Origin of the sequence: Shewanella sp. VB17 (assembly GCF_013248905.1) — a bacterium.
Lineage (GTDB): Bacteria > Pseudomonadota > Gammaproteobacteria > Enterobacterales > Shewanellaceae > Shewanella.
Map to the genome: position 1 here is coordinate 2,992,114 of NZ_JABRVS010000001.1, position 14,104 is coordinate 3,006,217.

10 protein-coding genes are annotated in these 14,104 nt (G+C 41.7%); 3 read left to right on the plus strand and 7 right to left on the minus strand.

The window, feature by feature from the left end:
* Window positions 1–21: 21 nt before the first annotated feature.
* Entirely contained in the window at window positions 22–1,356 is a 1,335-nt protein-coding gene (locus tag HQQ94_RS12800; RefSeq protein WP_173294788.1) for an anti-phage deoxyguanosine triphosphatase, read from the plus strand.
* A gap of 89 nt (window positions 1,357–1,445) precedes the next feature.
* Here the strand turns inward: HQQ94_RS12800 and HQQ94_RS12805 are convergent, their stop codons facing one another.
* Complete coding sequence (locus tag HQQ94_RS12805; RefSeq protein ID WP_173294789.1) at window positions 1,446–2,078, minus strand: YchE family NAAT transporter; 633 nt, start codon at window positions 2,076–2,078, stop codon at window positions 1,446–1,448.
* 332 nt (window positions 2,079–2,410) lie between these two features.
* Between HQQ94_RS12805 and adhE the strand changes: the two genes are divergently transcribed.
* Window positions 2,411–5,011, plus strand: a complete 2,601-nt coding sequence (gene adhE / locus HQQ94_RS12810) for a bifunctional acetaldehyde-CoA/alcohol dehydrogenase (protein WP_173296636.1) — start codon at window positions 2,411–2,413, stop codon at window positions 5,009–5,011.
* A 63-nt stretch (window positions 5,012–5,074) separates the two neighbouring features.
* Here the strand turns inward: adhE and HQQ94_RS12815 are convergent, their stop codons facing one another.
* Window positions 5,075–5,962: a mechanosensitive ion channel family protein gene (locus HQQ94_RS12815; RefSeq protein WP_217274178.1), complete on the minus strand. Its 888-nt coding sequence runs from the start codon at window positions 5,960–5,962 to the stop codon at window positions 5,075–5,077.
* Between the two features lie 486 nt (window positions 5,963–6,448).
* On the opposite strand from HQQ94_RS12815, the gene HQQ94_RS12820 reads away from it, so the two are divergent.
* A complete protein-coding gene (locus HQQ94_RS12820) occupies window positions 6,449–9,622 on the plus strand; it encodes an autotransporter outer membrane beta-barrel domain-containing protein (RefSeq protein WP_173294791.1) in 3,174 nt (1,057 codons plus the stop codon).
* Window positions 9,623–9,754: 132 nt separating this feature from the next.
* Here the strand turns inward: HQQ94_RS12820 and HQQ94_RS12825 are convergent, their stop codons facing one another.
* From HQQ94_RS12825 to rimK, 5 genes are read right to left on the minus strand one after another with little or no spacing between them, the layout of a single operon-like run.
* Entirely contained in the window at window positions 9,755–11,095 is a 1,341-nt protein-coding gene (locus tag HQQ94_RS12825; RefSeq protein ID WP_173294792.1) for a magnesium transporter, read from the minus strand.
* A gap of 13 nt (window positions 11,096–11,108) precedes the next feature.
* Window positions 11,109–11,549 (minus strand): RimK/LysX family protein, encoded by a 441-nt coding sequence (locus tag HQQ94_RS12830; protein ID WP_173294793.1) that lies wholly within the window; start codon window positions 11,547–11,549, stop codon window positions 11,109–11,111.
* Entirely contained in the window at window positions 11,539–12,066 is a 528-nt protein-coding gene (locus HQQ94_RS12835; protein WP_173294794.1) for a mechanosensitive ion channel domain-containing protein, read from the minus strand. The genes HQQ94_RS12830 and HQQ94_RS12835 overlap by 11 nt, the downstream gene beginning before the upstream one ends.
* A gap of 25 nt (window positions 12,067–12,091) precedes the next feature.
* Window positions 12,092–13,117 carry a succinylglutamate desuccinylase/aspartoacylase family protein gene (locus HQQ94_RS12840; protein ID WP_173294795.1) on the minus strand — a complete coding sequence of 342 codons (1,026 nt, stop codon included), beginning with the start codon at window positions 13,115–13,117 and terminating at the stop codon, window positions 12,092–12,094.
* Between the two features lies 1 nt (window position 13,118).
* Window positions 13,119–14,027: a 30S ribosomal protein S6--L-glutamate ligase gene (gene rimK / locus HQQ94_RS12845; RefSeq protein ID WP_173294796.1), complete on the minus strand. Its 909-nt coding sequence runs from the start codon at window positions 14,025–14,027 to the stop codon at window positions 13,119–13,121.
* Window positions 14,028–14,104 lie beyond the last annotated feature (77 nt).

Sequence of the window (14,104 nt, forward strand, 5' to 3'; positions counted from 1 at the left end):
AATGATAAAATAAGGATAATCATGACAGTCTCTCGATGGCATGAACGACGTCTAACCGAGGATAAAAAGCGACGTAATGATCATCGCAGTCCTTATCAAAGAGATCGCGCCAGAATACTACATTCTGCTGCGTTTAGAAGACTGCAAGCAAAGACCCAAGTCTTGGGGGTGGGGATGAATGATTTTTATCGTACTCGATTAACCCATTCACTCGAAGTGTCTCAAATTGGCACTGGGATCCGTGCCCAACTCAAATTAAAGCAAACTGATCATCTTGATTTATTTGATTCCATGAGTCTCATTGAATCATTATGTCTAGCCCACGACATTGGTCACCCGCCTTTCGGTCATGGTGGTGAAGTCGCATTAAACTACATGATGCGTGATCATGGAGGGTTTGAAGGTAATGGTCAAACATTTAGAATTCTCACTGGGTTAGAACCCTATACCGAATGTTACGGCATGAACTTATGCCGTCGAACTTTACTTGGTATCCTTAAGTATCCAGCGCTTTATTCATCGCTACATCATAAAATTAAGCCCGTTGAGATCACCAACTTTCGCCAACTCAAACCTACCGACTGGACACCCGTTAAAGGTATTTTCGATGATGATAGCGCGATTCTAGAGTGGGTGCTCGCGCCGTTATCTCACACAGACAGAGCACTGTTCCAGCAAAGTCATGTCGTCTGCGCAGGTCAACATAGACGCACAGGTTATAAATCGCTTGATTGTTCCATTATGGAATTAGCTGACGACATTGCTTATGCGGTACATGATCTTGAAGATGCCATTGTTATGGGTATCGTCACCTCCAACCAATGGCAGCACGATGTCGAGAATGCATTAAAAATAAGTGAAGATAGCTGGATTAGTCAGGAGTTTGCCGTAATAGGTGATAAACTTTTCTCTCATCATCACCACCTGAGAAAAGACGCGATTGGCACCTTGGTCAATGGCTTTGTCACTGCCATCGATTTACTTGAGGACGAGGCATTGACTGAACCTTTGCTGCGCTTCAATGCAAGTTTGGATAAACACTTTGCTGAGGCGTTAGAGGTATTAAAACAATTCGTGTACAAACATGTGATACGTAAACCTGAAATACAAATGCTAGAATACAAAGGACAGCAGATTGTGATGGAATTATTTGAGGCGTTTGAGTCAGATCCTGAACGTTTACTGCCAGCACACACTCAAGAACGTTGGCGCCGTGTGACCGCTGAAGGATTAAACAGTCATCGTGTCATCGCTGATTATATCTCTGGTATGACCGATGAATTTGCCTCAAGATTACATCAACATTTATTTAGTCCAAAAATGGGCTCAATGATAGAATTAAGCAGAGAACTGTGATTTTATGTGCATCATATAGCCCGCCTACATTTATTGTCGATATGAAATAATCTCCTCCTTTAAAAGACTGAGATTATTTCAATATGACATCAGCCTATTAAACTTGGAAATAACCCTTTAAATCCCGCTGCAATCACTTCAATGCCAATCGACAGCATAAGCAAGCCCATTAAACGGGTGATCACATTAATCCCAGTCTTGCCCAGCACTTTAAAAATTATCGGTGCCATCCTAAACAACACGAAACTGATGATACCAAATATAATAACGGTGATGGACATACCAATCAGATTGGTTAATGTATTATGCTCTGCAGCAGCAACTATCACAGAGCTGATAGCACCTGGACCTGCCATCAAAGGCAGTGCAAGGGGAACCACGGCAACAGACTCCATCCCCGAAGATTCACGATCTTCTTCTTGATTACGTTTCACCTCACCAAGTTTGCCTTGAAGCATTGACATGGCAATGATCGCAATCAAAAAACCACCAGCAATACGAAAAGCAGATAAAGAAATGCTAAACATATTCAGAATATGTTGCCCTGCAATAATCGTCACCAACAAGATAACAACCACAGCAAAGTTAGCCACTTTCCCAGTATGATTGCGTTCGGTATCTGTTTGATGACTGGTTAGACTAACAAATATTGGCAATAATCCAATCGGATTAATAATGGCAACTAAGCCTAGAAAAAATTTAACGTACAATGTTAAATCCAATTTGATATCCTCAACGTAATGACAAACCTAATCATGATTAATTTTTATTATATCTGCTCCTAAAAAAGGTGCTAGTTTACCTCATGGTTAACCACGCTAAAAATGAAATAATGTCGTCTATTTTCACCATTTAGGAGCACCCATTTTGATGTTATGTATTTACCCTCCCCCTTTAAATGATCTAAGCGAGTCATTAATATCGTTATTCAATTACATTTACACGCAAAAGTGTGCTAAAGATCACGGTCTATAGTCATATTTGAATGTTATTTTACTTCATAGAGAATGTTTAGCCAAAATCATTTCGCTAAATTTTTTCAAGGATATGCATGATGGCAGTAACAAACGAACAAGAACTTAATCTCCTCGTACAGAAAGTCGCAAATGCTCAAGCAGAATTTGCCAATTTTACTCAACAACAAGTTGATAAAATTTTCAGAGCCGCAGCATTAGCGGCGGCAGATGCGCGGATCTCACTCGCCAAGATGGCTGTCAAAGAAACCGCTATGGGAGTGATTGAAGATAAGGTGATAAAGAATCACTTCGCCTCTGAATACATCTACAATAAATATAAAGATGAAAAGACCTGTGGGATCTTAAGTGAAGATCACACCTTCGGCACCATCACCATTGCCGAGCCCGTTGGTATTATTTGCGGTATCGTGCCGACAACCAACCCCACTTCGACTGCGATTTTTAAAGCCCTTATCAGCCTTAAAACCCGCAACGGCATCATTTTTTCACCTCATCCTCGAGCGAAAGAATCTACGACAACCGCCGCTAGAATCGTGCTAAATGCTGCAGTTGCAGCAGGGGCGCCTCAAGACATCATTGGCTGGATAGATGAACCCAGTGTTGCGTTATCAAATCAATTGATGACACATGATAGCATTAATCTAATTTTGGCCACTGGCGGCCCCGGTATGGTAAAGGCGGCTTACTCTTCAGGTAAGCCAGCCATCGGGGTGGGAGCAGGTAATACACCGATTGTTATCGATGAAACTGCCGATATTAAGCGTGCCGTTAGCTCCATTTTAATGTCAAAAACATTTGATAATGGTGTGGTATGTGCATCAGAGCAAGCGGTTATTGTACTTGATGAAATCTATGATGTTGTTAAGGAACGCTTTGCAGATCATGGCGGCTATATTTTAAGTCAAGATGAAACGGCGGCGATGCAAAGCGTTATCTTGAAAAACGGCGGATTAAATGCCGATATTGTCGGGCAAAGTGCCGCTAGCATAGCTGCAATGGCTGGGATCATTGTGCCGAAACGGACTAAGGTCTTGATAGGTGAAGTTGACGATATTTCAGATACTGAAGCATTTTCCCATGAAAAACTTTCACCACTACTTGCTATGTACCGCGCCAGTAGCTTCGAAGATGCGTTAAACAAAGCTGAAGCACTCGTCACATTAGGCGGAATTGGCCATACATCAGGCTTGTACACAGATCAAGATGTACAAACGGATCGAGTGGTTGCATTTGGTTTTCGCATGAAAACAGCGAGGATCCTCATCAATACTCCTGCATCACATGGCGGTATCGGCGATTTATACAACTTCAAACTCGCCCCATCACTCACCTTAGGTTGTGGCTCGTGGGGCGGTAATTCTATCTCTGAAAATGTCGGACCCAGTCACCTTATCAATAAGAAAATGGTCGCCAAGAGGGCTGAAAACATGTTGTGGCATAAACTTCCTTCATCTATCTATTTCCGTCGTGGCAGTTTGCCTATCGCACTTGAAGAACTTAGTGATAAAAAACGAGCGCTGATAGTGACCGACAAATACTTATTTAATAACGGCTACTGTGATGAAACCTTAAAAATTCTCAAAGCACAAGGCTTAGAAACTGAGGTATTTTATGAAGTTGAAGCAGATCCAACCTTGGCGATTGTGAAGCAAGGAGTCAAGGTCGCACATAGTTTCAAGCCCGATGTGATCATCGCCTTAGGGGGCGGCTCACCGATGGACGCCGCTAAAATAATGTGGGTGCTTTATGAGCACCCCACTGTTGACTTTACCGATCTCGCCTTACGTTTTATGGATATCCGTAAGCGTATCTATAAGTTCCCCAAATTAGGTGTAAAAGCACAACTCGTGGCGATCCCAACCACATCAGGTACTGGTTCTGAAGTCACTCCTTTTGCCGTTGTTACCGATGAGAAAACGGGAATGAAGTACCCTATTGCTGATTACCAGCTAACGCCCAATATGGCAATTGTCGATCCTGATCTGGTGATGAATATGCCTAAATCGCTCACCGCGTTTGGTGGTATCGACGCGGTAACCCATGCGTTAGAAGCCTATGTCAGCGTGATGGCTAACGAGTTTAGTGATGGGCAGGCACTGCAAGCGCTCGATTTACTGTTCAAATACCTGCCAGATTCATACCACTTAGGGGCTGCGGCGCCTGTAGCAAGGGAAAAAGTGCATAATGCTGCAACCATTGCTGGTATTGCGTTTGCGAATGCATTCTTGGGTGTTTGTCACTCAATGGCCCATAAACTAGGCGCAGAGTTCCACCTTTCTCATGGTTTGGCTAATGCACTGCTGATAAGCAATGTTATTCGCTTCAACGCAACAGATATGCCCACTAAGCAGGCCGCCTTTAGTCAATATGATCGTCCTAAAGCACTTTGTCGTTATGCTAAAATTGCCGACCACCTAAACTTAGTTGGTGATACTGATGAAGAGAAAGTCGACGCTCTCATTAACGCTATCGATCACCTCAAAGACACCATCGGGATCCCTGCTTCTATTTCAGAAGCTGGCGTCAATGAAGCGGATTTTTTGGCTAAACTTGACGAACTAGCCGAAGATGCCTTTGATGATCAATGCACAGGGGCTAACCCTAGATATCCACTGATCTCAGAGCTCAAACAAATCTTGCTCGATAGCTTTTACGGCAACAAATACAGCGATAATTAATATCACTAGATGATGATACTCACTCACCCTACGTGAGTGAGTATCTCACAACATTGATTAAATTCATGTTGATACATAAGCATCAGCTTGTCGTCCATCAAATGCATCCACTCGTGTTGGGCTGGGTGATTTCCCAAATGACTCATGATAGGCAAACATAAAATCTTGACGAATTAATTGCTCTAAATGAGAGGCTCGCTCTGTGGGACAAAAAATCATAATGTGTACATGCTGCTCTCCGGTAACCCCACTACTGACATGAATGTGCGGCTCTGGCCCAGGTAAATCAACGCCTGCATGCTTTTCTATAATATTATTATAACGCCTTGCCACTTCATGAAAATCTTCACAATGTTGTTCTATTTTCAATAATAGTGGCGCAAATAATGGGTATAAATTGACGAACTCAACCAAAGTGATCGTAATGTTGTGGTACACATAACGCTTCATAAAATTGAGATTTTTGACTGCGTGGGTAAAAAAAGTACTGTTCGGGAAGGTCACTGTTTTTCCAGTGTAATGATACTGGCCATGATGTAAGTCTATTTCTTGGATCATGGTGGCCATTAAATTATGTTCAATGACCTCTCCACATAAAGCGCCCACTTCGATCCAATCACCGATCACGAATGATTTTGAACTGGCTCTTTGAATGGAGCCCGTAAAGCAGAGAATAATTTCCTTCGAGGCAACCACAATAGCAATAGCAATGGCGGTGACCGATAAAGCAAATTTATTAATTTCGGTTTGCCACAAGATAAACAAGATCGTGACAAGTAGAATGAAAGTGCCATTTTTGGTTCGCGACATCCATTTACGTTGGGACTCACTCAAAAAATTCACATCACCACGAATTTTATAAATAATAAAACGCTTAATTGCTGATATTAAAATAATAATACATGCTGTTAGTAACAGTTTATGGGTTAACAACAAACTGATAAGAGCCATTAAATCTTGCACAAAAACCTCTTTAATACATCCTTAGCGCACTAAGATAGCTGACTAAGTAAGTGATTCATATGTTGGCGTCATTCGGTGCGCGATTTTAGAAAGCTAACGATTAAAATGCAAGTTGTTTTTTGTACGTATATTAAACGGGCTAGTGTTCTTTGAGTGTTACACACTGCCTATAAATTGCTTATAATCAGTCAGAATGCAATGTCTGTTTTATCGCAAAAAAACACCTATTAGTTTATTAAAAATCAAAGCCTTAATTAATAATTCAAGCCAACACATGACAGATACACTAGCATCAGTACATTGTCGCTAATGTAGCTAAAATGTGTCCGTTTATTCATTACCCCGATATTAACAAATTGTATTTTTATTAATGAGCACACTATTATTTAACATTACGGTAACCCTTGATGGCTTTTTATTTAAAAACAATGACAAGCTGGCAGTTCAGGATTGATACGTCATCAGGAGGAAAAGATGAAATTATCACGTGTAGCTGCAGCTTTAGGCATGGCATTAACATTAAATCAGGTGCAAGCCACTACCCTCAATATGGATGATAGGCAGCCGGTGCCCGCAGACGCAAACTTTGTTGGTAAAACGTTTTTATGGGAGGTGAATCGCACTAGTGAGTTCAATCTCAACCACCTATTGGGCAACCTAACGGGCGACTATGATGGCGTGCGCTATTCTGCTAAATTCAATGACGCATTTTATGTCGATGTCCGCGGTATCGACTCAGGCCGTCTACCTGGATATAAATATCTACAAAATTTTTACGTCGAAGGGACCGATTCGAATACAGAGATTTTTAACATGGTCGCTGTCAGAGCTGGCATTTCTCCTCCTCCTACTGATACTCATCGGCATGACTACATCCTGCGAACCTTAAATTTAGATAACATTCATTTACAAGTGACTGACGATAAAGACTTAGCAGCATTAGTGGGCGTCCCTAATGCTATGCCTGAGCTGCTGATTTACGATGCGATTAATTTAAATTCTTCAAAGCTCACTATGGGACGGATCACTGGTGGTGGTAATACTCCCAGTGAACTCTCCTTTCTTGGTGATCACGAGATCAATGTTATGGGGGCTGGTAATGTTATCGATATTGCTACCGCTACCTGGAATAACACAACGGTAGGGGATCATTCAACATCCTTGAATATTGCAGCTGGCAGTGACCTCACCATAGCAAATGGCACTGATATTTTTAACGAATTCAATGGTGATCTCAGCATGGGCAGTGGCTCAACACTGACCATTGATAAAAGCCAAGTGGTGCTAACCTCGGAACCACCAAATCCTAAATTCAAATCATCTGTCATCGATAATGCCACCGTTAATTTATCCGGCACATTTGGTGGTTCGTATGCAAGCTTGCAGCTAACCAACCCTACAATTAAAAATTCGACTATCACATTGGCTAACAATACGTCTTTTCGCTCCTATAGCCGTTTTATAGGCGGGAATGGTGCAGGCGTTGTGGATTTTGAAGGGGATAACACCATCAATATTGGCAACGGCGCGACCTTCATTGGCCAAGCTAAAAGCGCTACAACGCCGAATTTTGGTAGCTTTAGCTTTAAAAATGGCACAACAACGATAAATGGTGATAGCAATGCCATCAATACTTCAAACTTTCAAGCTGATACTTGGTTTATCGACAACGCGACGGTGAACTTAAGTAAGGTCACCGCCGAACAATATGTAACCACACTGAATATAAGCAACAGTACCTATAAGGGGCGTGGATTTGACTTTACTAACCTTTCAACCTTAAGTGTTACAGATTCAACCATTTCAGGTTCAGTGGATTTTGGTAAGAATGTTGCAGTAATTTGGCTGAATAATAGTTCCACAATTGACCCCGGCTTCAGCACACAATCAGGAGGAACCGATCAATATGCTCGAGGCATGACATTTAATTTTGATCGAGCTATTTGGCAAGGGAACAATACGTTTATCTCTAATATAGATCCCAACGGAACTGAAGTCGTTGCGGGAGTTCCGGCAACAACAACTTACTCAAATACACTTTTCATTAATCGGACAAATGTCACCGGCTTTGACACATTAAATATTGTATTAAACTCAGCAGGTACCACTTTACCCGCAAGTGACTATGCAACAGGTGGCGAGTTAGGCGATGGCGTCTATGATGTGGTCATTTTACAGGATGGTGCAACAACGGATGCAGATAATCCAACCATTACCTTAGGCGGCAATATGCCGGCTTTGTTAACTGCCGCGCAAGTCAAAACACCCAGTGCCGATAATCAGGTCAGTGTTCAGCTAGCTGAACTGCCCGCTCAGGCATTAGCCCTCCACCCTAGTGTCACACCGGCTCATCAGGCAACGACGATCACACAAACGCTTGTCCAGCCAAGTACAGGTAACACGGTTCAAACACAAGTCACTGTCACTCCAACTAATAATGGCGGTGCTACCCAGACAGTAACCACGACCACAACGACAACCGGAGGCGGAACAAGTCAAACCACTAGCACATCAACACTACAACCTGCAACGGGCTCAAATAACCTGCAAAATACAGCTAATTTATTAGCCAATAACTATACTAATGGTAACGAGACCACCATAACTAATCTTGGTAGCATAACAAATAGTCAATTATCCAGCCATTTAAACAGTATTCATGCAGAACCCTATTCATCCAATATGACGGTTGCCCTTGAACATACAGATGCTGTAATGAATTCAGTATTTTCTCAATTTAGAAATAAAGCCTTTTCAGCTAATAGTAATGGCTCCATTGAAGATACAACACCAACAACCCGCCAAGGTGTGTGGTTAGATACAGGTTACATTAAAGGGGATGTTGAAGGTGAAGATGATTTAGGGAATTTTGAATACAGTTTATCACATCTCACTTTAGGTATTGATATCGCAACATTCGATAAAGCCACTCTAGGTGTATACGTTTCTGCCGGAAGCTATGACATGGATGAGCATGACAGGGCGATAGAAGATTTTTCGAATGACGCCTATCACTTGGGTTTGTATATGATTCAACCCGATGTCGGTCAATGGGTACTACGAACACTACTCGGTTATGCTTATGGCGATCACAGTTCATCACGCCTCGTACAATTATCTAATACGAGTAGTAACGTTACTGCTGATTTTAAAAGTCATAGTATTTATGCTGGAATAATGGCTACAACGAATTGGTATAGCAACGATTGGGTGTCATTATCACCTGAGCTTGGATTTAATTATGTCTACTTTGAGCAGCAAGGTTTTTCAGAGCAGGGTGATCCCAACTTGAATCTGCAACTGGATGACAGTGATGCACAATCTATTATTACATCCCTCGGGTTAAGCGCGACTTTCACTAGCCTTTTTCAACATCATGCTATTTATCCTGAAGCGTATATCCGTTATGAGCATGACTGGTATGCGAGAAAAAATAACGAACATAAAGTCAGTGCAGGATTTGTTGCAAACCCTGATCAAAAACTGGATTTTGCAGGCCAAAGTCGTGGTGAAAATGCGATAAGTGTCGGCTTAGGCCTGACCAGTGATGTGACAAGTGCTTTTCAAATTAACGGCGGGATAAATGTCACTGAATCTACACACGGTAAAGAAAGCGGTGGGTATATCAGAGCAAGTTATCAGTGGTGACGCAATTTCTGGTTATCAATATATTGTTCAAGGTCGCGCATGAAGCGAACAAGATCCCCCCCTCGCCTGTTTCACTTCAATGCCATACACTATCACTGTGGCGATAAGTCAGCTTAGTCACTGTTTGATGAGTTATAAAAATACCAAGCTGGCTAACCCTAGAAAAACAAAAAAACCAATCACATCAGTGACAGTCGTCAGGATCACAGAGCCAGCAAGTGCGGGATCAATATTCAATTTTTTAAGCAAAACAGGAATAGAAATACCACAAAAAGCGGCGACCAACATATTCACAATGAGAGCAAAAGCTAAAATACCAGCAATGAGTAAGCTATCAAACCAAGCAAATGTGATCCCAGCAACGACCAAAGCCCATAAAAGACCATTATAAAAAGCAATGTGAAGTTCTTTATTTTTTAACATACCGACGTTAGCCGCTGATAATTGTCCTGTGGCAAGCCCTCTAATCGTTAATGTCAAGGTTTGACTGCCTGTGATCCCACCCATACTGGCAACAATGGGCAGTAATACGGCTAAAGCGACCACTTGGGATACCACTTGATCGAATAAGCTTATCACCGATGACGCTAAAAAAGCGGTGAGCAAATTTAACCCAAGCCATACCGCCCGCCTGCGAGCACTGATTAGTACTGGTGCAAATAAATCTTCATCGTTCACTTTGCCCATGTGTAATAACTGGGTTTCATATTGTTCTTGAAAAATATCCAGGGCATCTTTTAACGAAAATCGACCTAATAAAAGGCCCTCTTCAGTGACAACAGGAACCATGCTACGTCCGCTATTTTTGACATGATTGGATGCGTCTAACAAACTTGAGTGCGCTAATAACACACTTTGTTCAGCGGCCAATAATCGAGCGATCATTTGTTCATGTTCTGCACTAAATAAGGTGTTTAGCTCTAATTCCCCACAGTATTTTCCTTGTTCATCGATAACCAATAATGAATCGGTATAAGCCGGTAAATCGGTATTTTTTAATTCCTCTAAAACAGAAGACACATCGGTTTTAATGTCTAATGTATAGACATCATGATTAACATAACGACCAAGTTGATCTGTACCATAGCCCAGTGCCGAGGTGAGATTATCACAAGTTTCTTGAGATAATTTTTTAATCAGTTTATGAGCAACCCGATCAGGCAAGGCATCGATAACATTGATCTGTTGCTCATTACTGCCAATTTGCAGTATATTTTCTATTTCTTGTTTAGATAGCTGGCTAACCAATTGATTTTTAGCATCATCTCTCAATGCCCACAAAATCTGATTTTGCAATTCAAGCTCAAGGCCTTGCCATAACGCCGGACGTATTTCAGCCGGTATGGCTTCTAGAATAAACGCCCAGTCATCGGCATTAAATTGACCGGCTTCAAGGGGGAGTGCAACCCCACCAGCCTTAAGCTGAGTAATGATCCAAGTAAGAGAAATGTTTCTTTGCTCAACATTTAGCATGTTATATCCCTATTTATGGTGCTAAAGGACGGTCAGTTAGATAATTTTGAGAAGGATCCACCAGCACCTTATCGGCCATCGCTTCTCGTCCTAGCAGCATTAAATAGCTCATATCAGCACGATTAGTCAATGACAGCTGAATAGGCCAACTGGCATTTCCCAGCGCTAACATGGTTTCAATGATATAGCGTTCTTCCACTGCGCCATTGGACGATTTTATCCGCCTGGTGTCACATAATTTAGCTTTACATTGAATGATGTCTTCCACTTCATAGATATCTGGGTGAATATCAAAACTGACCCATGGTTTACCTGATTGGTTAAATCGAACAATATTATCAACATGCAATGAAGACGTTTTAGCGCCGGTATCGATCCGTACTTGTAAATCAACAATACTCAGCTCTGGCAGGTGACAGATCTCCAAACACCCCACGATTAACTTATTCTTCATTGTCTGGGATCTCTTTTTTGTTTCGTGCTGGATTAATTATTGTAACTGTTTTTTGAAATACTAATGTATTGGGATACGTGTAGATTTCATTCTCAGTCCCACGTAAAATAACATGGAATAACGTAATAGATTCAATGGTTCCTTCGACACTGTTTTCACTATCCAAAATCTTTACGTAGCTCCCCACCCCGTACGGAAAGAAAAAGAAGACAATAATACTTGCGGTAATGTTGCTTAATATTGACCATTGGGCAAACAGGGCCACTCCGATCACCGCAAAAATAGATCCCATGAATAAACCGATATCTGAATAGCCCCAGCCAGCGACAACACTCAAAGCTACGGCGGTTAATATGCCCCACATCCCGATGATGACTTTTTTGACATAATAAACACGCTCAAGCGGGACATGGCGTTCTTGTCCTATGCGGTTAACTAAGGTGTTAATACTTTTTTTACCAACAATATAAATAAAAACAATTGCGAGTATTAAAAGAATCGATTTAAAAATAAGCATTGGTTAGCCTTTGATAGGGTTGTTATCAGTCAAGATTGACGTATTCAGGCAATAAGTCATCCTGTAATTTTTCAAGCTGTTCGATTATTTCACCGTCATCCTCATCGATAAAATACGCAACATGAAACATCGCTTCACCTTGCTGCACTAAGGGGATATTTTGATTACCGATGATGATCCCATCACGGTTTGCCACTATGTCCCCTAATAGACTACCGAAAGGATCGCTGATTTTGGCCAGGCAATCCCCTTGCTTAACACGGTCTCCTAATTTTTTTACTTGAAAAACAACACCACTGCAATTTGCACGCAGCCAAGCACTGGTATTGGCGATAAAAGGCAGTACCGTATTTTTTCGGCGAATTTTGCCAAGCATGCCCAGAAAACTCAATACGTTTTGGATCCCTTTAACCCCAGCTCGAATCGACAGCTCATCAAACCGTAATGCCTCTCCGGCTTCATAGAGTAATATACGGGTGCCATGTTCCACCGCCGCTTGCCGTAATGAACCATCTCTTAAGGTTGAATTAAGCAAAACAGGCACAGCAAACGCTTGCGCTAAAGATAAGGTTTCCTCATCATTTAAATTGGCCCTAATTTGCGGTAAATTACTCCGATGAATAGCCCCAGTATGCAAGTCAATACCGTACTCACATTGACTGACAATTTCCTTTAAAAAAGTGTGCGCCATGATCCCGGCTAACGAGCCGTTTGCTGAGCCGGGAAAACAGCGATTTAAATCACGCCTATCAGGCATATAACGACTTTGGTTCAGTACGCCATAAACATTCACCATCGGCACTAAGATCAAGGTTCCTTTGAGTAATTTAAAACGCTTTAAATTAATTAAACGTCGAATAATCTCTATACCGTTAAGCTCATCACCATGCACTGCAGCACTAACGAAAAAAGTAGGCCCATCTTTTTTTGACCTCACAACATACACTGGCATCGACATATCGGTGTTGGTGCATAATTTAACGACGGGGATCTCAATTTGGCGAGTTTCACCGGGTAATATTTCAATCCCAGCGATGACCAGTTTCTTCATGTTACCCTTTACCGCGCGTTTTATTGGTATTTTTTACTTTAGTATTGTTTTCAATAAATTCAAAAATTAACCCTGCGACATCTTTTTTTGTTGCCGTTTCAATCCCCTCAAGTCCTGGAGAAGAGTTGACTTCCATCACAACCGGTCCATTACTTGATTGCAAAATATCAACACCACATACATTTAAGCCCATGACCTTTGCAGCATTGACGGCAGTGGCCCTTTCTTCCTTGGTGAGTTTGATTAATGAGGCTGAGCCACCACGGTGTAAATTGGATCTAAATTCACCTTCAGCCCCTTGACGTTTCATGGCTGCGACGACTTTATTACCAACAACAAAGCATCGAACATCCGCACCACCGGCTTCTTTAATAAATTCTTGTACCAAAATGTTGGCCTTAAGCCCCATAAAAGCTTCGATAATGCTTTCTGCTGCCTTATTCGTTTCAGCCAATACCACGCCAATCCCCTGCGTGCCTTCAAGTAACTTAACGACCACAGGTGCGCCGCCAACATTTTTGATTAAATCTTTGATATTATCAGGTTTGTTTGCAAACCCTGTTCTAGGTAACCCCACATCTTTACGTGACATTAATTGTAATGAACGTAATTTATCTCGAGAACGGCTGATCGCGACAGATTCATTGGTACTGAATGTGCCCATCATTTCAAATTGCCTGACCACGGATGTGCCATAAAAAGTCACAGATGCGCCTATTCGTGGAATAATCGCATCGTAATAAGGCAGCTCTTCGCCTTTATAACGTACCGCTGGACGGCTTTTAGTAATGTCCATGTAACAATGTAACGTGTCGATAACATCCACATCGTGACCACGCGCCTCACCTGCCTCTTTGAGACGACGAGTTGAGTATAAATTCTCATTACGAGATAAAATGGCAATTTTCATGAAAACCCGATTAAATTTATATTATTGATTACGTAATAAAAAATAACCTAAAAATGTGAAATTAGCGATAAAAAGTA

Excerpts from the sequence above, each read along its gene's own strand:
- HQQ94_RS12800 (WP_173294788.1), top strand. The coding sequence starts at position 22 with ATGACAGTCTCTCGATGGCATGAACGACGTCTAACCGAGGATAAAAAG.
- adhE (WP_173296636.1), top strand. The coding sequence starts at position 2,411 with ATGGCAGTAACAAACGAACAAGAACTTAATCTCCTCGTACAGAAAGTC.
- HQQ94_RS12815 (WP_217274178.1), bottom strand. The coding sequence starts at position 5,962 with ATGGCTCTTATCAGTTTGTTGTTAACCCATAAACTGTTACTAACAGCA.
- HQQ94_RS12820 (WP_173294791.1), top strand. The coding sequence starts at position 6,449 with ATGAAATTATCACGTGTAGCTGCAGCTTTAGGCATGGCATTAACATTA.
- HQQ94_RS12825 (WP_173294792.1), bottom strand. The coding sequence starts at position 11,095 with ATGCTAAATGTTGAGCAAAGAAACATTTCTCTTACTTGGATCATTACT.
- HQQ94_RS12830 (WP_173294793.1), bottom strand. The coding sequence starts at position 11,549 with ATGAAGAATAAGTTAATCGTGGGGTGTTTGGAGATCTGTCACCTGCCA.
- HQQ94_RS12835 (WP_173294794.1), bottom strand. The coding sequence starts at position 12,066 with ATGCTTATTTTTAAATCGATTCTTTTAATACTCGCAATTGTTTTTATT.
- HQQ94_RS12840 (WP_173294795.1), bottom strand. The coding sequence starts at position 13,117 with ATGAAGAAACTGGTCATCGCTGGGATTGAAATATTACCCGGTGAAACT.
- rimK (WP_173294796.1), bottom strand. The coding sequence starts at position 14,027 with ATGAAAATTGCCATTTTATCTCGTAATGAGAATTTATACTCAACTCGT.